20 protein-coding genes and 1 pseudogene are annotated in these 20,960 nt (G+C 67.8%); 9 read left to right on the forward strand and 12 right to left on the reverse strand.

Annotated features, from left to right (window positions below; genetic code table 11):
• On the forward strand, positions 1-753 hold a 753-nt coding region (locus AAG816_RS25320; protein ID WP_341992489.1), incomplete at its 5' end, for an Mrp/NBP35 family ATP-binding protein.
• Here AAG816_RS25320 and AAG816_RS25325 read toward each other — a convergent pair.
• A complete protein-coding gene (locus tag AAG816_RS25325; RefSeq protein WP_341992490.1) occupies positions 743-2,731 on the reverse strand; it encodes a hypothetical protein in 1,989 nt (662 codons plus the stop codon). The genes AAG816_RS25320 and AAG816_RS25325 overlap by 11 nt on opposite strands.
• 225 nt (positions 2,732-2,956) lie before the next feature.
• On the opposite strand from AAG816_RS25325, the gene AAG816_RS25330 reads away from it, so the two are divergent.
• On the forward strand, positions 2,957-4,048 hold the full coding sequence (locus tag AAG816_RS25330; RefSeq protein WP_341992491.1) for a TRAP transporter substrate-binding protein: 1,092 nt from the start codon (positions 2,957-2,959) through the stop codon (positions 4,046-4,048).
• Positions 4,049-4,152: 104 nt separating this feature from the next.
• On the opposite strand, the gene AAG816_RS25335 is transcribed toward AAG816_RS25330, so the two are convergent.
• Positions 4,153-4,560 carry a hypothetical protein gene (locus tag AAG816_RS25335; RefSeq protein ID WP_341992492.1) on the reverse strand — a complete coding sequence of 136 codons (408 nt, stop codon included), beginning with the start codon at positions 4,558-4,560 and terminating at the stop codon, positions 4,153-4,155.
• Positions 4,561-4,852: 292 nt separating this feature from the next.
• Here AAG816_RS25335 and AAG816_RS25340 point away from each other — a divergent pair, with 292 nt between their 5' ends.
• The 5 genes from AAG816_RS25340 (at position 4,853) to AAG816_RS25360 (ending at position 11,916) form a co-directional block, all read left to right on the forward strand.
• Positions 4,853-5,779, forward strand: coding sequence for a glycine--tRNA ligase subunit alpha (locus AAG816_RS25340; RefSeq protein WP_341992507.1), 927 nt, complete (start codon positions 4,853-4,855; stop codon positions 5,777-5,779).
• A 167-nt stretch (positions 5,780-5,946) separates the two neighbouring features.
• On the forward strand, positions 5,947-7,239 hold the full coding sequence (locus AAG816_RS25345) for an MFS transporter (RefSeq protein ID WP_341992493.1): 1,293 nt from the start codon (positions 5,947-5,949) through the stop codon (positions 7,237-7,239).
• Between the two features lie 191 nt (positions 7,240-7,430).
• Entirely contained in the window at positions 7,431-8,753 is a 1,323-nt protein-coding gene (locus AAG816_RS25350) for an MFS transporter (RefSeq protein WP_341992494.1), read from the forward strand.
• A gap of 117 nt (positions 8,754-8,870) precedes the next feature.
• Positions 8,871-11,105: a glycine--tRNA ligase subunit beta gene (glyS, locus tag AAG816_RS25355; RefSeq protein ID WP_341992495.1), complete on the forward strand. Its 2,235-nt coding sequence runs from the start codon at positions 8,871-8,873 to the stop codon at positions 11,103-11,105.
• 535 nt (positions 11,106-11,640) lie between these two features.
• Positions 11,641-11,916, forward strand: a complete 276-nt coding sequence (locus AAG816_RS25360) for a DUF1153 domain-containing protein (RefSeq protein ID WP_341992496.1) — start codon at positions 11,641-11,643, stop codon at positions 11,914-11,916.
• Positions 11,917-12,016: 100 nt separating this feature from the next.
• Here AAG816_RS25360 and phnN read toward each other — a convergent pair whose 3' ends face one another.
• The 9 genes from phnN to phnG form a co-directional block, all read right to left on the reverse strand.
• A complete protein-coding gene (gene phnN / locus AAG816_RS25365) occupies positions 12,017-12,601 on the reverse strand; it encodes a phosphonate metabolism protein/1,5-bisphosphokinase (PRPP-forming) PhnN (RefSeq protein WP_341992497.1) in 585 nt (194 codons plus the stop codon).
• On the reverse strand, positions 12,598-13,752 hold the full coding sequence (locus tag AAG816_RS25370) for an alpha-D-ribose 1-methylphosphonate 5-triphosphate diphosphatase (RefSeq protein ID WP_341992498.1): 1,155 nt from the start codon (positions 13,750-13,752) through the stop codon (positions 12,598-12,600). Before AAG816_RS25370 ends, phnN begins: the two co-directional genes overlap by 4 nt.
• Positions 13,753-13,780: 28 nt before the next feature.
• Positions 13,781-14,545, reverse strand: a complete 765-nt coding sequence (gene phnL / locus AAG816_RS25375) for a phosphonate C-P lyase system protein PhnL (protein WP_341992499.1) — start codon at positions 14,543-14,545, stop codon at positions 13,781-13,783.
• Positions 14,542-15,336 carry a phosphonate C-P lyase system protein PhnK gene (gene phnK / locus AAG816_RS25380; protein WP_341992500.1) on the reverse strand — a complete coding sequence of 265 codons (795 nt, stop codon included), beginning with the start codon at positions 15,334-15,336 and terminating at the stop codon, positions 14,542-14,544. The genes phnL and phnK overlap by 4 nt, the downstream gene beginning before the upstream one ends.
• 301 nt (positions 15,337-15,637) lie before the next feature.
• Positions 15,638-16,135 (reverse strand): GNAT family N-acetyltransferase, encoded by a 498-nt coding sequence (locus AAG816_RS25385; RefSeq protein ID WP_341992501.1) that lies wholly within the window; start codon positions 16,133-16,135, stop codon positions 15,638-15,640.
• Entirely contained in the window at positions 16,132-17,052 is a 921-nt protein-coding gene (locus AAG816_RS25390) for an alpha-D-ribose 1-methylphosphonate 5-phosphate C-P-lyase PhnJ (protein WP_341992508.1), read from the reverse strand. The genes AAG816_RS25385 and AAG816_RS25390 overlap by 4 nt, the downstream gene beginning before the upstream one ends.
• Positions 17,053-17,090: 38 nt before the next feature.
• On the reverse strand, positions 17,091-18,197 hold the full coding sequence (locus AAG816_RS25395; RefSeq protein WP_341992502.1) for a carbon-phosphorus lyase complex subunit PhnI: 1,107 nt from the start codon (positions 18,195-18,197) through the stop codon (positions 17,091-17,093).
• Between the two features lie 4 nt (positions 18,198-18,201).
• Positions 18,202-18,795 (reverse strand): phosphonate C-P lyase system protein PhnH, encoded by a 594-nt coding sequence (gene phnH / locus AAG816_RS25400; protein WP_341992503.1) that lies wholly within the window; start codon positions 18,793-18,795, stop codon positions 18,202-18,204.
• Positions 18,795-19,244, reverse strand: a complete 450-nt coding sequence (gene phnG, locus AAG816_RS25405; RefSeq protein WP_341992504.1) for a phosphonate C-P lyase system protein PhnG — start codon at positions 19,242-19,244, stop codon at positions 18,795-18,797. Before phnG ends, phnH begins: the two co-directional genes overlap by 1 nt.
• 125 nt (positions 19,245-19,369) lie before the next feature.
• Here phnG and phnF point away from each other — a divergent pair, with 125 nt between their 5' ends.
• On the forward strand, positions 19,370-20,158 hold the full coding sequence (phnF, locus tag AAG816_RS25410; RefSeq protein WP_341992505.1) for a phosphonate metabolism transcriptional regulator PhnF: 789 nt from the start codon (positions 19,370-19,372) through the stop codon (positions 20,156-20,158).
• A gap of 7 nt (positions 20,159-20,165) precedes the next feature.
• The gene (locus AAG816_RS25415; protein ID WP_341992506.1) at positions 20,166-20,774 is read left to right on the forward strand and encodes a pyridoxamine 5'-phosphate oxidase family protein; all 609 of its coding nucleotides are present in this window, start codon (positions 20,166-20,168) and stop codon (positions 20,772-20,774) included.
• A 30-nt stretch (positions 20,775-20,804) separates the two neighbouring features.
• On the opposite strand, the pseudogene AAG816_RS25420 reads toward AAG816_RS25415, so the two are convergent.
• Positions 20,805-20,960, reverse strand: a pseudogene (locus tag AAG816_RS25420) (phosphonate ABC transporter, permease protein PhnE); the annotation flags it as partial.

Consider the following 20,960-nt stretch of genomic DNA (forward strand, 5'->3'; position numbering starts at 1 on the left):
GTCGGCAAGTCCACCGTCTCCATCAATCTGGCCCTGGCGCTGCGCGATCAGGGTTTGAAGGTGGGTCTGCTGGACGCGGACATCTATGGCCCGTCGGTGCCGCGCCTGTCCGGGGTGCATGGCAAGCCGGAGGTGATCGACGGCCGCACCATGCTTCCCATGGAGAATTTCGGCCTGCAGCTGATGTCCATCGGCTTCATGGTGGAAGAAGACACGCCGATGATCTGGCGCGGTCCCATGGTCATGTCGGCACTCTCGCAGATGCTGCGGGAGGTGAAATGGGGCCCGCTGGACGTGCTGGTGGTGGACATGCCCCCCGGCACCGGCGACGCCCAGCTCACCATGGCGCAGCAGGTCAATCTGGCCGGGGCGGTGATCGTCTCCACCCCGCAGGATCTGGCGCTGATCGATGCCCGGCGCGGCATTGCCATGTTCAAGCGGGTGAATGTGCCCATTCTCGGCATCGTCGAGAACATGGCCACCTTCATCTGCCCCCATTGCGGCGGACGCTCCGACATCTTCGGCCATGGCGGCGCGCGGGCGGAGGCGGAGAAGATGGGGGTGCCGTTCCTGGGCGAGATCCCGTTGCACATGCGCATCCGCGAGATGTCGGACGCCGGCATTCCGATCCTGGTGTCCGATCCCGACAGCCCGCAGGCTGCCGGCTATCGGGCGGTGGCCGAGCAGGTGCGCGCCTCCATGGGGCGGGTGGCGGCCGCCGCGCGGCCGGCACCGAAGATCGTCATCGGCTGACAGCGGCCCGCCGCAGGCGGCGCGCGGTGTGCGCCGCCCAGGCCCCATGGATCGCCAGCGGCGCCGCGGCTGCGAGCAGGAAGGTGATCGGCGAGAGATAGGGCGGATTGACCGGCAGTCCTGCGGCATCGCCGATCACGAAGATGGCGACGCGCGCCGCGATGGACGCGCCCATGGCGGTGGAGATGACGAGGCCTAGGGGCAGTGTCCGGCCCATGATGGCCAAGGCGCACCCCACAAGCCACGCGAGAACGCCGATCCCCGCCAGGGCTGGGGTCAGCACGGGAGAGAGGCGCATCGCCGCGGTGCGGATGGCGAAGGAGGCACGCTGCCGCACATCGCCGACGATGTTGAGGCCATCGGCCCGTACCCAGTGAATCTTGAGCGCGCCCTGGTCTGTCTTGAAGCGGGAGGACAGGACGGTCAGATCCCAAAGCGCAATCCTGGCCAGCCCGCGCTCTCCCTGCTTCGCGTCCAGGACGCAAGCCGGCAGGGCACAGGAGAGAGAAATTCTCAGCCGCCGCTGGTTCTTCTCCACCGGTGGATGGGTCACCTCTTCGATCGTTGCATCGAGCACGGCGCCAGTCCCATCAAGCATCTGAACCGTCAGCGCCCCTGGATCACTGCCCTCATATTGCAGCTCGATGACCACCTGCTGGCTGAACTCCGCACTCGGCACGTGCAGGGGACGGTTCACCACCGCAAGGGCATCGGCGATCTGGCTGCGCGTGCCGGTGCTGGGAGACGCCAATGGCGACTGGGGCACCATCAGCAGGGCGTGCTGAAGAATACGGGAAATGCGCGGTCCCAGCGTTGCCATGAAATCCGGCGCGAGCCGCGGGATGGCATTGTGCAGCGTCGGGCGACACTGCAGGCGACCGTCCGCGCACGCGGCGGTGACTTCCTGCGCAATGCGGTTGTAGACGGCGGTTGCGTCCGAGTTGGTCTTGTGCGCGCCGATGTCGGCGACCGCCTGCAGGAAGGCCACGTGGAACCAGCCGCCGGCGATCTCGCCGCAGCTCTCGGGATAATGGCCGCAGCCATAGGTCCAGATCACCCGATCGTCCGGGTCGAGATAGGGCTTGAGGGCGGCGAAGGCGGGGCTGACCTCATAAATGCGGGCGCGGGCTGAGGCGGAAACCGGGACGTAGGGCACGCGCTTGCCATCCTCCACCGAATAGAGTGCGCCCAGCGCCCGTTCATAGGCCGGATCCTTCATGGCCACGCTTGTCCACGTTCCATAGACGGCGCGGTTGATCAGCCGATAGCCGCCTTCGAAGGCGATGAAGCCCGCCGCCAGCCAGAGCAATGCAAGCCCGGCGGCAACGGCGCGGCTCCGCAGGGTCCCGGCGCCGGCGGCGCGGGTCAGCGGCGCAAGCAGGACGATCACCAGCAAAGCGGGCAGGATCCAGACACCCTCCTCGCGGGTGAGCCAGTACCAGCCCAGCAGCAGCCCGGTCAGGAGGCCCCGGCGGATGCGCCCCGGCGTCTGCGCGCGGCAGACCGTCCAAAGGACGGCGGCGAGCACGAACAAGGTCTGGCCCGAATAGATGGCATCCCGGAACACCCGCAGCAGCGCGGTGCTGCCGAGCGCCGGGACCATCGCAAGGGCGGCGAACACGGCGGCCGCGAGCCGGACAGATCCGGCAAGGCGGCCAACCACAAGGGCGAAGGTCAGGCAGGCGGCCACATGGAACAGGGCATGGGCGAGCGTGACCGGCACATCAAGCCAGGACGCCACCGCCAGGAACATGGGATAGCCATTGCCCTTGTGGATCGAAAACAGGTTGTAGTGACCGAACCAGCTTCCGGAGGCAAAGCGCTGCGCAAGGGACATGTACAGGCCGTCATCGAAGTTCGCATTCGCGAAGATCGAGATCGGCGCGAAGGCCTGCGCGACGAACATGAGCAGGGCGACGCCGATGAAATAGAGGCGCCATGCCGCCGGGATCCTCCAATCCGTGCCCGCTTCGACCATCACGTCCGCCCCACTTGAATGGCGCCGCCCGGCGCGTGGGTCCTTCTGCCAGGATTGGTCTCGGTGCTGCAAGGCAATAGTCTACCGCTGCCACGGGCACGGAAGGTGCGGCGGTCCCAAATCGCTGGACATGGAAAAGCCATTGGAAGAAAGTTCAGGATGACCCCGCGTGAGAGAGCCGGTAGGCATCTTGCGCGCAATAATATGTCCAGGGAGTAGCCATTCATGAAACGCCGTCAGTTTCTTGCCTCGGCCGGAGCCGGTGTCGCCGCCTCGACCGCGGTCGCCATGCCCGCCATTGCCCAGACCGCCCCGGAAGTGAAGTGGCGCTGCACGTCGTCCTTTCCCAAGTCGCTCGATACCATCTATGGCGCCGCCGAACTGATGGCCAAGACGGTGTCGGAGGCCACCGATGGCAAGTTCCAGATCCAGGTCTTCGCTGCGGGTGAAATCGTTCCTGGCCTTCAGGCCCTGGATGCGACCCAGAACAAGACCGTGGAAATGTGCCACACCGCATCTTATTACTATGTGGGCAAGGATCCGACCTTTGCGTTCGGTTCCGCCTTTCCGTTCGGCCTCAATGCCCGCCAGATCAATGCCTGGTTCTATCATGGCGGTGGCCTGGAGCTGCTGAACGAATTCTACAAGAAGTATGGCGTCTACATGCTCCCCGGCGGCAACACCGGCGGTCAGATGGGCGGCTGGTTCCGCAAGGAAATCAAGACCGTGCAGGACTTGCAGGGTCTGAAGATGCGCATCGCCGGCATCGCCGGGCAGATTCTCGCCAAGTTGGGCGTAGTGCCGCAGCAGTTGGCCGGCGGCGATATCTATCCGGCGCTGGAAAAGGGCACCATCGACGCCGCCGAATGGGTCGGCCCTTATGATGACGAGAAGCTCGGCCTGCAGAAAGTGGCGCAGTATTACTATTATCCCGGCTGGTGGGAGGGCTGCGCCTCGCTGACCTTCTTCTACAATCAGGAAAAGTGGAACGAACTGCCCAAGAACTATCAAACGATCCTTCGCTCTGCGGCCGCTCAGGCCAATGGCGACATGCTGGCCAATTACGACACCAAGAACCCGGCTGCCGTGCAGCGGCTGGTGAAGGCGGGCGCGCAGCTGCGTCGCTATCCCAATGAAGTCATGGACGCCGCTTACAAGGTGGCCCAGGAGCTTTATGAAGAGATCGGCGCCAAGAACCCCGACTTCAAGAAGGTCCACGATCACGCCAAGGCATTCCGCAATGAGGAATATCTGTGGTGGCAGATCGTCGAATATACCTATGACGACTACATGGTGCGTGCCCGTACCCGCGGCTGAACCATCCTCGTCAGGCTTGAGCATAAAAGAAGCCCGGGGTGCAGTTGCACCCCGGGCTTTTTAGTCTGCGATCCGCGGGGCTAAGCCCTCGCGCCGTCGACGTGTCAGTTGGTGCCCGGGGTTGCCTGGGTGCGGCCACCTTCCTGCGCCGGGCCCTTGTGGGGATCCTGGGTGGACAGGCCGCTGCGGGGCGTGGTGGAGCCGGTGGTGTCCATGGGCGTGCCGCCGGTGGTCGAGCTGGCGCCCGGGGTGGCGGTGGTGCGGCCACCTTCCTGCGCGGCGCCCTTGTGATTGTCCTGGGTCATGGTGCCGCTCGGGGCGGTGGGCTTGGAGGCGCCATCGGCGGGGGACATGCCGGTGGTGTTGCTGCCGCCGGGGGTGGCGGTCGTGCGGCCGCCTTCCTGCGCCGGGCCCTTATGGTTGTCCTGGCTGGCGGTGCCGCTGGTCTGGGCGGTCGCGGCGACGCTGGACGCGATCAGCAGGGCGGCGGCGGCGAGCGTGAGTTTGCGCATGGTGGTCTCCTTTATGGTTCCTCTGGCAGTTACAACCTGTGGGAGGCCATTCGGTTCATTCACAGAAAAGCGAAGCAAAACCGTGCGGTTGCGCGGAACCTTTCGCCGGCGGTGTCTGGGTGGCTCTGCTTGATCTGCGGCAGGCGGGCCTCTAGTGTCCGCCGGCGCGCCATTGCGCGCGTTCTGTCCCGCCGAGGGGGAGGGGGCCAGGGAGGGGCAGCGGCGATCGCCTGCGCCGATCCCCTTGGCCGCCGCCGCCTGCCACCGCACCGCCGCCGAACCGAGCGCCATGATCGATCCCGCCCTTTCGCCTCACATGCGGCCCGACCGTTCCTTCCAGGGCCTTCTCCTGACCTTGCAGGCCTTCTGGGCCGACCAGGGCTGCGTGGTCCTGCAGCCCTATGACATGGAAGTGGGGGCGGGCACCTTTCATCCGGCGACCACCTTGCGGGCGCTGGGGCCGAAGCCCTGGAAGGCGGCCTATGTGCAGCCCTCCCGCCGGCCCAAGGATGGGCGCTATGGCGAGAACCCCAACAGATTGCAGCATTATTACCAGTTCCAGGTGATCCTGAAGCCCTCGCCCGCCAACCTGCAGGACCTCTACCTCCAGTCGCTGTCCGCCATCGGCATCGACACCCGGTTGCATGATGTGCGGTTCGTGGAGGATGACTGGGAGAGCCCCACTCTGGGCGCCTGGGGCCTCGGATGGGAGTGCTGGTGCGACGGCATGGAGGTTTCGCAGTTCACTTACTTCCAGCAGGTGGCCGGCATCGAGTGCGCGCCGGTCTCCGGCGAGCTGACTTATGGTCTGGAACGCCTCGCCATGTATGTGCAGGGCGTTGAGAACGTCTACGACCTGAATTTCAACGGCCGCGAGGGCGACGCCAAGATCAGCTATGGCGATGTCTTCCTTCAGGCGGAAAAGGAATACTCGCGGCACAATTTCGAGCATGCCGATACCGACATGCTGCTGGATCAGTTCCGCATGGCGGAAGCAGCCTGCGCCAAATATCTGGCCGCGGGCGATGCCGGTGAGCGGCATCTGATGGTGTTGCCGGCCTATGACCAGTGCATCAAGGCCTCGCATGTGTTCAATCTTCTGGATGCGCGCGGCGTGATCTCGGTCACCGAGCGCCAAAGCTATATACTGCGGGTGCGCGAGCTGGCCAAGGCCTGCGGCGCCGCCTGGCTGAAGACCGACGCGGGCGGGGCCGCCTGAGCGTCACATGGGCCCGATGACCCTGGAATTCCCCAGTCGGAACACCGTGTCACGGGCCACAACAGTGTAAGACGCGCGATGCGCCATCGGCTTCGGCCCGCCGGCGCATCCCCATGATGCGCCGGACGACGTGACCACCTGTTCACCACCTGGCTGGGGGCCTGGCGATGACCACCGAGACCCACGTCGCCTCCGCGCCCACCGGCACGGCGGGAGCGGACCCGAAGCGTTTGCGCGGCATGATTGCCGGAACGCTCGGCAACACGCTCGAATGGTATGATTTCGGCGCCTATGGCTTCCTGGCGGCGATCTTCGCCAAGAATTTCTTTCCCGCCGATGATGCCTTCCTCGGCCTCTTGGCCGCCTTTGGCATGTTCGCGGCCTCCTTCTTCATGCGCCCTCTGGGCGGCATCCTGTTCGGCGATATCGGCGATCGGTTCGGCCGCCGCCGCGCGCTCTATCTCTCCGCGATGCTGATGACGGTCTCCACCGTGGGCATCGGCCTTCTGCCCACCTATGCCATGGCCGGCGCGCTGGCGCCGGTGATGCTGCTGCTGATGCGCCTGCTCCAGGGCATCTCCGTGGGCGGCGAGCAGATCATGTCGGTGGTCTATCTGGCGGAAGGCGCGCCGCCGGCGCGCCGGGGGCTGATCGCCTCGCTGGCCACCTTCGGCGCCAACACCGGCACCTTGCTGGGCTCTGCCGTGGGCGCGGTGGTGGCGGCGACGCTGACCGCCGAGCAATTGGTGGACTGGGGCTGGCGGCTGCCGTTCCTGGCCGGCATCCTGCTCGGCGGGGTGGCGCTGGTGCTGCGGTCCGGCCTGGGGCCGGAGGCGGCGGGCGCCAAGCGGCAGGATCCGCCTTTGGTGGAAGCGCTGCGGGAGCGCGGGCGCGAGATTGCGCTGGGCGTGGCCATGACGGTGGCGGTCGGTGCGCTGTTCTATCTGATCTTCATCTATCTCACGACCTACATGCAGCAGGTGGACGGCATGCCGGCCCGGCTGGCGTTCGAGGTCAATACGGCGAGCATGCTGGTGCTGGTGGTGGCCTGCTGCGGCTTTGCCGCCCTGGGCGACCGGCTGGGCCGCAAGCCGGTGATGCTGGCGGGGCTGGTGGGCCTGGTGCTGTTCACCTGGCCGCTGTTCCACATGCTCGGCTCGGGCGCGCCGGCTGCGGTGCTGACCGCGCAGGTGGGGTTCGCGGTGCTGATCTCGGCCTATGCCGGGCCGATGCCGGCGGCGCTGGTGGAGCTGTTCCACCGCGACACCCGCTGCACCGCCTATTCGCTGGCGTGGAATTTCGGCGTGGGCTGGGTGGGGGGCCTCACCCCCATGGTGGCGGTCTATCTCATCCACCGCTTTGCCAGCCCCATGGCACCGGCGCTGCTGATCATCGCATTGTCGGCGGTGTCGCTGCTGGCGGTGCTGCGTCTGAGGGACCGCACCGGCGGGCCGATCTGAAGCTTATCCGGACACCCTCCAGCCGCGCCCGCGGGGCGTTTTGCCTCCAAGCGCCGCCGCCGCCCGCAAGCGACACCTTGCTGGCCGGAAATTTCTACCTGGCACGCGTGTTCTTTGTCCCAAATTGCTTGTGCGCCGTCTCTCCGACCGGGTAGGGATCGAAGGGTGGCGACATGGCAGGGGGGCATGGGATGACCGGGGCGATCACGGCGGACGGTGCTCTTGAGCAAGGCGGACGCGAGGCGGCCGATGGAGCGCCGAGCGCCAATCCCGTCTCGCCGCGGGTGATCCTCGCCGGCGCCTTGGGCAATACGCTGGAATGGTATGACTTCGCCGCCTACGGCTTTTTCGCCACCACCTTCGCCCGCAACTTCTTCCCCACCAGCGATGCCTTCGTCGGCCTGATCTCGGCCTTCGGCATCTTCGCCGCCTCGTTCCTGATGCGCCCGCTGGGCGGCATCATCTTCGGCCATGTGGGCGACCGCTACGGGCGCCGGCGGGCGCTGCTGCTGTCCGTGGGTCTGATGTGCGTGTCCACGGTGGCCATCGGCCTCCTGCCCACCTATGCCACCCTGGGCGTGTTCGCGCCTTGCCTGCTGCTGCTGCTGCGGCTGCTGCAAGGGGTGTCCATCGGCGGCGAATACACCACCTCGGCCATCTTTCTGGCGGAGATCTCACCGCTGCGTTGGCGCGGCTTCATCACCAGCTTCTCGGCCATGGGCGCGACGGGCGGCATCCTGCTGGGTTCGGCGGTCGGGGCGGCCACCGCCAGCGTGATCTCGCAGGAGGCGCTGGTGGCGTGGGGCTGGCGGGTGCCGTTCCTGCTCGGCATCGTGCTCGGCCTCGCCACATTGGTGCTGCGCCAGGGCACGCAGGAAACCGCAAAGCCGGCGGGCGATCTGCGCGAGGCGCCGCTGGTGCAGGCCTTCCTCAGCGACGGCGCCAATATCGCCCGCTCCATCGCCCTCAATGCCATGCTGGGCGTCGGCTTCTACATGCTGTTCGTCTATCTCACCACTTATATGCAGCAGGTGGACCATCTGCAGAGCCGGATCGCGCTGCAGATCAACACCGTGTCCATGGTGGTGCTGGTGCTGCTGTGCCCGGTGTTCGCGGCGCTGAGCGACGTGGTGGGCCGCAAGATCGTCATGGTCGGGTCCCTGGCGGCGCTGATGCTGGCCTCCTGGCCGCTGTTCCGCATGCTGGATGGCGGTACCGAGGGGCAAGTGCTGGCGGCGCAGGTGATGTTCGCGGTGCTGATGGCCGCTTATATGGGCCCGATGCCCGCCGTGCTGGTGGAGATGTTCAAGGCGCAGACCCGCTGCTCGGCCATGTCGGTGGGCTACAATCTGGCGCTGGGCGTGGCCGGCGGCACGGTGCCGATGATCTCGGTCTATCTGGTGAGCCGCCTGCATGACGACATGGGGCCGGCCATCTACATGATCGTGGTGGCGGGCATCTCGCTCATCGCCGCCTTGACCCTCACGGAGCGCGCCCGTCGCCCCCTGCCGTGAGGGGGGCAGGCCTCGACGGCGGCGGCGAAAGGCTTTAGGCAGACGGCTCGAAGTCTTGGCTCCACCCGCGGCGTCCCCGGCGTCATTCCCCGTCCGGGGGCTTACAGAACCGATCCCATGCCCGATCTGCTTCTTGAACTGTTCAGCGAAGAAATTCCCGCCCGCATGCAGGCCCAGGCGGCCGAGTCCCTGCGCAAGCTGGTGACCGATGCGCTGGTGGCCCGCGGCCTGCTCTATGAGGGCGCCAAGGCGTTCGTGACCCCGCGCCGGCTGGCGCTGGCGGTGCACGGTTTGCCCGGCCGGCAGGCGGACAGCCGCGAGGAGCGCAAGGGCCCGCGGGTGGGCGCGCCCGATGCGGCCATCCAGGGCTTCCTGAAAAGCGCCGGGCTCGACAGCCTGGAGCAGGCCAAGATCGAGAGCGACCCCAAGAAGGGCGAGTTCTACGTGGCGGTGATCGAGCGCCCCGGCAAGGCCACCACCGAGGTGATTGCCGAAATCGTACCGGAGATCATCCGCACCTTCCCCTGGCCGAAATCCATGCGCTGGGGCACCGGCAGCCTGCGCTGGGTGCGCCCGCTGCATTCCATCGTCTGCACCTTCGGCACCGATGTGGAAGAGCCGGAAGTGGTGCGGTTCGAGGTGGAGGGCATCGTCTCCTCCGACATCACCCGCGGCCACCGCTTCCTCTCGCCCGACGCCTTCCAGGTGCGCCGGCTGGACGATTGGATGGCAAAGCTGGAGGCCGCCAAGGTGGTGGCCGACCGCGACCGCCGCAAGGACATCATCCTCAACGACGCCAAGGATCTGGCCCTGGTCCATGGCCTTGAGCTGGTGGAAGACGAAGCCCTGCTTGAGGAAGTGTGCGGGCTGGTGGAATGGCCGGTCACGCTGATGGGAACGTTCGAGGAGCGCTTCCTCGACATCCCGGACGAGGTGATCCGCGCCACCATCCGTGCCAACCAGAAGTGCTTCGTGCTGCGCGATCCGCGCACCGGGCGCCTCGCCAACCGCTTCATCCTGGTCTCCAATCTGGCCGCCTCCGACGGCGGCGCGGCCATCGTTGCCGGCAACGAGCGGGTGATCCGCGCCCGGCTGTCGGACGCCAAATTCTTCTGGGACGGCGACCGCCGCACCCCGCTGGCGGACCGGCTGGGCAAGTTCGAGCACATCACCTTCCATGAGAAGCTGGGCTCCCAGGCCAAGCGCATCGACCGCATCGCCCAATTGGCGCGGGATCTGGCGCCGCAGGTGGGCGCCGATCCGGATCTGGCCGAGCAGGCCGCGCGCATCGCCAAGGCCGACCTTCTGACCGAGGTGGTGGGCGAGTTCCCCGAGTTGCAGGGCCTTATGGGCCGCTATTATGCGGAAGGCGAAAACCTGCCGCCGGAGGTGGCCGCCGCCTGCGAGGAGCATTACAAGCCGCAAGGCCCCTCCGATCGGGTGCCGACCGCGCCGGTGTCCATCGCCGTGGCGCTGGCGGACAAGATCGACACTTTGGTGGGCTTCTGGGCCATCGACGAGAAGCCCACGGGCTCCAAGGACCCCTACGCCCTGCGCCGGGCGGCGCTGGGGGTGATCCGGATCATCCTCGACAATGACCTGCGCCTGCCGCTGTCGCCGGTGCTGGTGGCCGCCACCCGCCCCATTCTGGGCGAGGCGCATTATGCCACCCATCCGCACGACGTGCTGAAGCTGGAGAGCTTCGCCGACAAGCTGGTGAGCGACCTGCTGCAGACCCTGGCCCGTCGCATCGCCAAGGTGCCCGCCGACGCGGACCCGGTGGCGGAAGCCCGCGTGGAAGGCCTGACCATGGCCGGCGATCTGGCCAGCGACCTGCTGGCCTTCTTCGCCGACCGGCTGAAGGTGCATGTGCGCGAGCGCGGCGCCCGGCACGATCTGGTGGATGCGGTGTTCGCGCTGCCGGGCCAGGACGACCTGCTGCTGGTGGTACGCCGGGTGGAGGCGCTGGGCGCCTTCCTGGAGACCGAGGACGGCAAGATCCTGCTGGCGGGCTATCGCCGGGCGGTGAACATCCTGCGCATCGAGGAAAAGAAGGACGGCGTGCGCTTCCAGGGCCCGGCGGAAGCCAAGCTGCTGGCGGAGCCCGCCGAAGACCATCTGGCCGCCGCCATCGAGGTGGTGAAGCGGCAGGTGGCGGTGGCGGTGAAGGCGGAGGACTATGCCGCCGCCATGGCCGCCCTCTCGCACCTGCGCGAGCCGGTGGATGCCTTCTTCGACGCGGTGACGGTGAATGCGCCGGAGCCGGCGCTGCGGGCCAATCGCCTCAAGCTGCTGGACGAAATCCGCGCCGCCACCCGCGGCATCGCCGATTTCGACCGGATCGAGGGCTGAGGCGCGATTATTTTTCGCGCCCCCGGCGGCTCAGTGCGCCGCCGGGCAGGGACGGCGGCGGATCGCCGCCATGGTTAATGCTTTGCCGTCGCGCGATCCGCGGCGGCCACCGCGCTCCCGCCGCCGGTTGTGGCCGGCGCCGGTTGCGGCCTTGGCCGCCTGAGGCCCGCCTGGTGCGCTGACGCGCCCGTGGCCCTCCCGGCCCCACGCACCGCGCCGCATGTGGTGCCAGATGTCTTGCCAGCGTTGGATTTTACCTCTGCGCCCCGGCGCCGGCGGACCCGTGCGCGCCGGTATTTCCCAGCGCCGGGCTGTGCGTAAGGTTCGTTAATGAAGATGTGCCGAGGAAGATTGCAACGGACCGTACAGCTTCGGACCGTTTCTTGCGACTTTCTTAAACAGGCCTGGTTTGATGTCCAATTTCAGCTTCTGTTAAGACAAGTAAATAACATCTTCCATTTGTCCTTTAGGGAAATCTTCATCGGCCTCTGCCACGGTTCCGTTACAAGTGGGGTAGTAACGGGTGAGCGTAACGATGACCGATGCCTATCGGCCCAGAGCAAAATACGTGATCGGGCCGGACGGAAGTCCACTGACCATTGCGGATCTCCCGCCCCCGGACACCCGTCGCTGGGTGATCCGCCGCAAGGCGGAAGTGGTGGCGGCCGTGCGCGGCGGTCTCATCAGCCTGGAGGATGCGTGCAAGCGCTATACGCTCACGGTGGATGAGTTCCTGTCCTGGCAGGCCTCCATCGAGCAGCACGGCCTGCCGGGCCTGCGCACCACGCGCATCCAGCACTACCGGCAGTAGGCCGGCCGCTGGCCGGCCCTGCCGGCGATCCGGCACACGACAGGACAGGGGGCTGCCGGGGGGCACGCCCCCTGTGCCATGTTCGGACGGTGTCGCGGGACTATCCCGCCGCCACCGGCGCGCGGATCGCGCGCACGAAATCCGCCAGGCGCCGGGCGCCGTCGGCCACCGCGCCCACATTCTGGATGATCAGATCCGCCTGCAGGTCCACCTCCGGCGCACGGGCGAGGCGGGCGGCCACATCGTCCGCGCTCTCGCGGCCACGGGCGGACAGCCGCGCCGCCAGCACCGCCGGCGGGGCCGTGACCAGCACCACATGGAGCCGCGCGAACCGCCGCCGCGCCTCGGGCAAGGTGGCGCGCGAGCCATTGGCCATCACGGTACGGCCGGCGCGGATGGCGTCCGCCACCTCCGGCCCCAGCGCATAGGCGAGGCCATGGGCCCGCCAGGACAGCGGATAGAGACCCGCCGCCAGGTCCGCCTCGAAGACGGCGGGATCGATGGGGGTATGGTCCTCGCCGGTGGTGTCGGTGCGGGTGACGCGGCGGCGGGCCATGTGGATGTCCGCCCGGTCCGCCAGATCGGCCTGGGCGGCGGCCATGAGCGTGTCCTTGCCGGCCCCGGACGGGCCGACCACCAGCACCAGAGCGCCGGGGCCGAGGGGCGCCGGAGCGGCCCCGCTCATGCCACCCGCTGCCCCTCGCGCCACACCGCGCGGGCCACCGGGATCTCGCCGGCCATGGCCACCCGCACCAGATCGGCCCGCTTTCCGAGGGCGATCTCGCCGCGATCGGTGAGCTTGGCGGCCTCGGCGGGGTTCTTGGTCACCATGCGCACCGCCTGCGCCAGCGAAAGCGAGGGCACCCGCCGCACCAGATCGAACGGCGCCCACAGCAGGCTGGCCGGCACATAGTCCGAGGACAATATGTCCAAGAGCCCCAGCCGGGCCAGTTCTTCCGCCGCCACATTGCCGGTGTGCGAGCCGCCGCGCACCAGATTGGGCGCGCCCATGAGCACGCGGATGCCGGCCTCGTGCGACAGGCGCGCGGCCTCCACCGTGGTGGGGAATTCGGCGATGGCGAGGCCGTCGCCAATGGCTTCCGCCACATGCTCGGGGGTGGCGTCGTCATGGCTGGCCAGCACGATGCCACGTGGGTGCGACAGCGCCACCAGGCCTTCCCGGTTCGGCCGGGAATAGCGGGTGTGATAGTCCATGCGGGTGGCGACGATCACGTCCAACTCGTCGTCGCTGATGCCGCTCTTCTTCTTGTAATAGGCGCGGAAGTGCTCGGTACTGGCGAACTGGCGCTGGCCGGGGGTGTGGTCCATCAGCGAGATCAGATGGACTTTGTGGCTCTCCAGCAGCGCCGCCGTATCCTCGACCACCGTATCGGTGGCCACTTCGCAGCGCAGATGCACCAGATGGTCGGCGCGCAGCACGCCGGCGGCCTTGGCCTCGTTCAGCGCCGCCAGCAGGATGGGGGCATCGCCATCCATGCCCACGGCGCGCTTGTCCGGCCACACCCGCAGGGAATCGAACACGGTGGTGATGCCGGAGGCGGCGATCTGCCCATCATGGGCCAGCACGGCGGAGAGCGGGTTCCAGCGCACCTTGGGCCGGGGCGCCAGATGGCCCTCCACATGGTCGGTGTGCAGTTCCACCAGGCCGGGCAGCAGATAGTCGCCCTCCAGATCTTCGGCGCCCGCCGGCACGGCGCCGGTATCGATGGCGGTGATGCGGCCACCCTGAAGGCGCACATGGCCGCTGACTTCGCCATCGGCGAGCACGATGCGGGCGTTGGCGAGCACCAGCTCTGGGGTGCCGGACTGGGTCATGGGTAGGCTCCTGGTAAAGGGCGTGAGGTCACTGCGGGCGCCCGGCGAAGGACGAGACATCCACCACCACGTCGGCCACCGCGTCGCGGGTGTCGGCGTCGTGGAAAATGCCGAGAAGGCCGGTGCCCTGGGCCTTCTTCTCGCGAATGAGGTCGATCACTACCGCGCGATTGACCACGTCCAGCGAGGCGGTGGGTTCGTCCAGCAGCAGCAAAGGCTGGCTGGCGATGAAACCGCGGGCCACATTCACCCGCTGCTGCTCGCCGCCGGAGAAGGTGGCCGGCGGCAGGCCCCACAGGCGCTCCGGCAGATTGAGCCGGGCCAGCAGCTCCTGGGCGCGGGCGCGGGCGGTGTCCGCCGGCACGCCTTCGGCGGCCAGCGGCTCGGCCACCACGTCGAGGGCCGAGACGCGGGGGATCACCCGCAGGAACTGGCTCACATAGCCGATGCGGCGGCGGCGCAGATCCAGCATGCGGCGGGGGGCGGCATGGGCCACATCCACCGCGCCATCGTCATCCGCCAGCCAGATGGCGCCGGAGTCGGTGCGGTAGTTGCCATAGACCATCTTGAGGATGGAGCTTTTGCCGGCCCCGGACGGTCCGCCCAAAGCGACGCAGGTGCCGGCCTGGACCTCGAAGGCGGCGCCATCCACCACCGGCAGGCGGGTGCCGCCGCGCAGGTGCAAGGTGAATTCCTTGGCGAGGCCCTCCACCCGCAGCAGCGTGCCGGTGGGCAGGAGCGGGACGGGGACGGCGCGCGGGGGGGCGTCGGGGGTGTGAAGATGCGCGGTCATGCGGCAAGCACCGAGGAAACGAGGAGCTGGGTATAGGCCTCGCGCGGATCGTCGAGCACCTGATCAGTAAGCCCCTGCTCGATCACCAGTCCCTCCTTCATCACCATGATGCGGTGGGAGAGCAGGCGGGCGACCGCCAGGTCGTGGGTGACGATGATGACCGCGAGGCCAAGATCCGCCACCAGCGAGCGGATCAGATCCAGCAGGCGCGCCTGCACCGAGACATCGAGGCCGCCGGTGGGCTCGTCCATGAACACGAGGCGCGGCTGAGTGACGAGGTTGCGGGCGATCTGCAGCCGCTGGCGCATGCCGCCGGAGAAGGTGCGGGGATCATCATCGATGCGGTCCGGCTGGATTTCCACCCGGCCGAGCCAATCGATGGCCTCATCGCGGATGCCGGCATAGTTGCGCCAGCCCACCGCCATCAGGCGCTCGCCCACATTGCCACCGGCGGACACCGCCATGCGCAGGCCCTGTTCCGCATGTTGGCGCACGAAGCCCCAGTCGGTGCGCAGCAGCAGGCGGCGCTCGCCTTCGGAGAGGCCGGCCAGATCGCGCATCTCGCCATCGCGCATGCGGTAGCTGACCTTCCCGGCGGAGGGCTCCAGCTCGGTGGAGAGCAGGCCCAGCAGCGTGGACTTGCCGGAGCCGGATTCGCCGACGATGGCCAGCACTTCGCCGGGGTGGATCTCCAGATTCACATCCCGGCAGCCGAGGCGCCGGCCATAATAGCGCGTCAGGCCTTCGGCCCGCAGCAGCGGAGCGTCGTTTAGGAGAGCATTGCCGGTCATTGCGCGGCCTCGGTGGCTCGGATCAGGGGGAACGCCGTGTCAGCGGCGGCACGGGCTCCCTCCCCCCTTGCGGGGGAGAAGATTGAATCAGAGATTTGGCGATATCGCCCTCGGCATTCAGGCGCCGCCTCTCGGCTCGTCATGGCCGGGCTTGTCCCGGCCATCCACGTCGCGCCGACCGCGCGCGCATGGACATGAAGCGCCAAGCCGATCCGCGTGGATGCCCGGGACAAGCCCGGGCATGACGACCCACCCAGAGGGGACGGCACGCCTATGCCGCCAAGAAGCTGCGCCGCGCCGGTCATCGGGCGGCCTCGGTGGCGCGCGGTGCGGGCATCTCCGCGCCGTCGGGCGCCAGATCCACATGCATGCTCACCCCATGGCGGCGGAAGCCGAGGGTCTCGTAGAAGGCATGGGCGCGCTCGCGCTTGGCGTTGGAGGACAGCACCAGCTTGTAGCAGCCCTTCTCCGCCGCCTTGGCCATGGCAAAGCGCATCATCTGCGCGCCGATGCCCAGCCCCTGTTGGTCGGGATCCACCACCACGTCTTCGACAATGGCGGAGGGGGCGCCCATGTGGCCGAGATTGTCCATCACCAGCAAAGCAAACGTGCCCACCACAGCGGCCGCGTCTTCGGCCACATAGAGCACATAGTCGGGATAGCGGGCGAAGCGGGCAAACAGCGCTTGCGCTTCCGGCAAGGCCAGCATGGCGCCGTCATCCATGCCCGGCTGGGCATAGAGGGCAAGCACCGCCGGCAGATCGGCCGCGGTGGCCGGGCGGATGGTGAGCGCGCTCATTCCGCCGGCTCCGTGACGATAGTGGTCGGATGCTCAGCAACAGCCGGCGCCTTCAGTGGGGAGGCGCTCATCTCGCCGGTATGGCCCGCTTCCTGGCGGGTGTTGCAATAATCGGTGTCGGAGCACACGAACATGCGCCCGCCGCGATCATCCAGCACCACCTCGTCCAGATAGACCCCGTGGGCACCGCACAGAGCGCAGGGCTTGGCGAAGTGCTGCACCTGGAACGGATGGTCCTCGAAATCCAGCGGCACCACGCTGGTGTGCGGCGGGATGGCATAGATGCGCTTCTCGCGCCCCGCGCCGAACAATTGCAGCGCCGGGCTGTCGTCCATCTTCGGATTGTCGAACTTGGGGATGGGCGAGGGGTCCATCACATAGCGCCCGGCCACTTCCACCGGATAGGCATACGTGGTGGCGATGTGGCCGTGATGGGCGATGTCCTCATAGAGCTTCACATGCATGAGGCCGTAGTCCGCCAGGCCATGCAGCTTGCGGGTCTCGGTCTCGCGCGGCTCCAGGAAGCGCAGCGGCTCGGGGATCGGCACCTGATAGACCAGCACCTGATCGTCGGCGAGCGGTGCCTCCGGGATGCGGTGGCGGGTCTGGATGATGGTGGCATCCGCGGTGCGGGTGGTGGTGGCCACCCCCGCCGTGGTCTCGAAGAAGCCGCGGATGGCCACCGCATTGGTGGTGTCGTCCGAGCCCTGGTCGATGACTTTCAGCACATCGTCATGGCCGAGGATGGCGGCGGTCACCTGCACGCCGCCGGTGCCCCAGCCATAGGGCATGGGCATCTCGCGGCTGGCGAACGGCACCTGATAGCCGGGAATGGCGATGGCCTTCAGGATGGCCCGGCGGATCATCCGTTTGGTCTGCTCGTCCAGATAGGCGAAATTATAGGTGATGGCGGGCATGCCCGCCTTGGTGATCGCCTGAGCATTGATTGGCGCGTTCATTCCGCGGCCTCCTTCTGCGTGGCGGCCTCGGCATGCTCGGCGTGCATGCGGCGCACCAGTTCCAACTCGGCCTGGAAATCCACATAATGGGGCAGTTTCAGATGCTCCACGAAGCCGGTGGCCTGCACATTGTCCGAGTGCGAGAGCACGAATTCCTCGTCCTGGGCCGGCGCACTCTTTTCTTCGCCCAGTTCGGCAAAGCGCAGCGCCCGGTCCACCAGGGCCATGGACATGGCCTTGCGCTCGCTCTGGCCGAACACGAAGCCATAGCCGCGGGTGAATTTCGGCGGCACGTCGGCGGAACCCTTGAACTGGTTCACCATCTGGCATTCGGTGACGGAGATGGGGCCGAGCGGCACCGCAAAGCCCAGTTCCTCCACCACCAGTTCCAGTTCCACCTCGCCGAAGCGGATCTCGCCGACGAACGGATGGCTGCGGGCATAGCCGCGCTGGGTGGAATAGCCCAGCGACAGCAGGAAGCCCTCATCGCCCCGCGCCAGATTCTGCAGGCGCAAGGCGCGGTCGGCGGGGAAGCTCAAAGGCTCGCGGGTGAGGTCGCCGGGCTCGCCATCGTTGGCGGGGGCGGCCTCAATCAGGCCTTCGTCGCCCAGCAGATCGGTGACGCGGGGCATGGCCTCGTCCTCCGGTGCCGGGACCCGCGCCGGGGCCGGACGCTCCGGGCCGGGGGCACCAGAGAGGGTGGCGAGATTGGGGTCCAGCAGGCGGTGGGTGTAATCAAAGGTGGGGCCGAGCACCTGCCCGCCGGGCATGTCCTTGTAAGTGGCGGAGATGCGCCGCCGCACGGTCATGGCGGCGGTGTCCACCGGCGCGCAATAGCCGAAGCGCGGCAGTGTGGTGCGGAACGCCCGCACCAGGAAGATCGCCTCGATCAGATCGCCGCGCGCCTGCTTGATGGCGAGAGAGGCCAAGGAGCGATCATAGAGTGAGCCTTCGCTCATCACCCGGTCCACGGCCAAGGTGAGCTGCTCGGAAATCTGGTCGATGCCGATCTCGGGCACGGCGGGATCGCCGCGCCGCTGCTCGGCCATCAGCGCGTGGGCATTGCGGATGGCGGTTTCGCCGCCTTTGACAGCCACATACATGGGCTCAGTCCTCCGAGGCGATGCGCGTGGAGCGGGGCAGGCCGGCCACGGCACCGGGGGCGGTGAGGATGAAATCCAGGCCCAGCGGGAACAGGGCGCGGTTGGCGGTGAGGCGTGCGGCAAAGTCCGCCGGCAAAGGCGCGGCGCCGAAGCCGACGCGGTCCTTGATGCCGGGGCCGTGCAGCGTGAAAGGCGCGGTGCTCAGGCTCGCCATGCCCATCACCACTGTGGTGGAGCGGTCCGGATAGTCCGGCTCGCCTGGGGCGAAGCTGTGCAGTGCCGGCAATTGCACTGGATCGGCGATGAAGGCGAAGCGCGCATCGGCCGGGTCGGCCACCAAAGGCGCGCCGGTGTGGAAGCGCAGGAAATCGGCCACATCGGCGGTGGCGGACAAGGGCGCGTCGAGCCAGAACGGCGTCTCATAATCCAGCAGCGCCAAGGCGACAGCCGCCAGTTCGGCGGAGAGGGGGGCCGGCGGGGTGAGCGTGGTGGGCAGGGCCATGGGGCGGCCGGGACGGGCCAGCGCCCACATGATCGCCTTGAAGGCGGATTGGGAATTACGGACGGGGTCGGCGAAGCCTAAGGCCAGGGCCGTCATCAGTCTTCTCCTCGCACCATGGTGAAGAAATTGACCTTGGTGGCCTGGGTCTTTTCCTGCTGCACCAGGCTCTCGGCGGCGAGCCGCAGGCGCACCGGGGCCAGCGCGTCTTCCACCAGGGGGCTGAGGGCCGGGTCCTGCCACAAAGCATCCAGCACCGCCGCCATGCGCGCCCGGGCCGGATCGCGGCCGATCAGATAGGACACGCCGGTGGCGCCGCCCTCGATGCGCACGGCGGCGCGGGTGACGGTGGCCTCCCCGGCATTGAACGCGGCACCGTCGCCGCCGATTCGCCCGCGCACCATGGCAAGGCCCACCTCGGCGGGGCGCAGGTCATGGATGGCCGGCAGGGGGCGGAACCGTTCCACCGCCGCGTCCAGTTCTTCGGCGGTTGCGCGGGCCAGAAGGCCCATCATCGCCTGTCGGCGGGCCGTATCGTCCACGGACATTCCGCGCCTCCGTTCCCTGTGCCTGCTGACCCGGTGCGGGTTTCGCAGCATCACTGGACTTCATTTGTATAAAAGTCTATACAAATGTTCAAGCGCGGGCACCGCGAAAATCCGGGGGGCATATCGTGGGTGGTGAAGCGGACGAGATGATGGACCAGCCGGATCACGCGACGATGACGGACCCGGCCAAGACCGACATGAAGCGCGGTTCCGGCGTCTCGCTCTGGCGGCAGATCGCCGAGACGCTGGAAGAGGAGATCGCCTCCGGCGCGCGCGCGGCCGGCGCGCGCCTGCCGGTGGAGGCGGAGCTGGCGGACCGGTTCGGGGTCAATCGCCACACCGTGCGCCGGGCCTTGGGCGTGCTGGCGGAGCGTGGCCTGATCGAGGCCACCGCCGGGCGCGGCACCTTCGTGAAGGAGGCGCCGCTGCGCTATCCCATCGGCCCGCGCACCCGCTTTTCCGAGATCGTCTCCGCCGGCGGGCGCGAGCCGTTCGGGCGGTTTCTCGGCTCCAAGGTGGAGCCGGCCTGTGCCGAGGCGGCGCGCGAATTGCGCGTGGCCGAGGGCACCTTGGTGCTGCGCATCGACTCCATCCACGAGGCGGACGGGGTGCCCATCTCCATGGGCACCGCCTGGTTTCCCCATGCCCGCTGCCAGGATCTGGACCTCATCTATGCCGCCACCGGCTCGCTGACCCGGGCGCTGTCCACCCTGGGCATCGCCGACTATCGCCGCTGGGAGACGCGGGTGAGCGCGCGCGCCGCCGATGATCGCGAGCGCGACATGCTCTCGCTTGCCAGCGGCCGATCGGTCATGGTGGTGGAGCGCATCGACGTGGACGTGACCGGCACCCCGCTGCAATGGGGTCGCTCCAGCTTCGCGGCGGACCGCGTGCAACTGATCATCAAGCCTTGAGGACCCCATGAGCCGGATCGAGACCCTGGAACAACTGCGAACCCACTACAAGGCGGTCAGCCCCCGCGCGGCGCAGAAGGTTCTCGCCCGGCTCGATCGTCATTGCCGGTCGTTCATCGCGCTGAGCCCGTTCGTGATGCTGGCCACATCCAGCGCCGCCGGCGCCATGGACGTCACCCCGCGCGGCGATCATCCCGGCTTCGTGGCGGTGGACGACGACACCACCTTGCTGCTGCCGGACCGCCCCGGCAACAACCGCCTGGATTCCCTCACCAATCTGCTTGAAAATCCCGGCGTCGGCCTGCTGTTCCTTATCCCCGGCGTGGACGAGACCTTGCGGATCAACGGCACCGCCGAGATCCATGTGGACCCGGACCTGCGGGCGCGGTTCGCGGTGGGCGGCAAGGTGCCGACCTCGGTGCTGAAGGTCAGCGTGCGCGAGGCTTATCTGCATTGCGCCAAGGCGTTCATGCGCTCGCAGCTGTGGGACCCGGCGGCGCAGGTGGAGCGCACCGTTCTGCCCACGCTGGGCGAGATGCTGAAGGACCAGATCGGCCTGGCGGAAGCCGAGAGCCAGGAGGCCATGCTGGTCCGCCTCAAGGAAGCGATGTACTGAGCCGCTGCTCGGTCCAAAGGCCCGCCGCCCTCAGGCGGCGGCCACCTTGCGGCCGATGATGGCGAAGCGCAGCCGCGACGACACGAAGTCGATGGCCGCCACGGTGGCCAGGATCATGAGGATGATGACGCACACCTGATCCATCTCCAGGGTGCGGATCAGCTCGGTGAGATAGCCGCCGATGCC

The organism is Azorhizobium sp. AG788, assembly GCF_943371865.1.
In the GTDB taxonomy this organism is placed as follows: Bacteria; Pseudomonadota; Alphaproteobacteria; order Rhizobiales; family Xanthobacteraceae; genus Azorhizobium.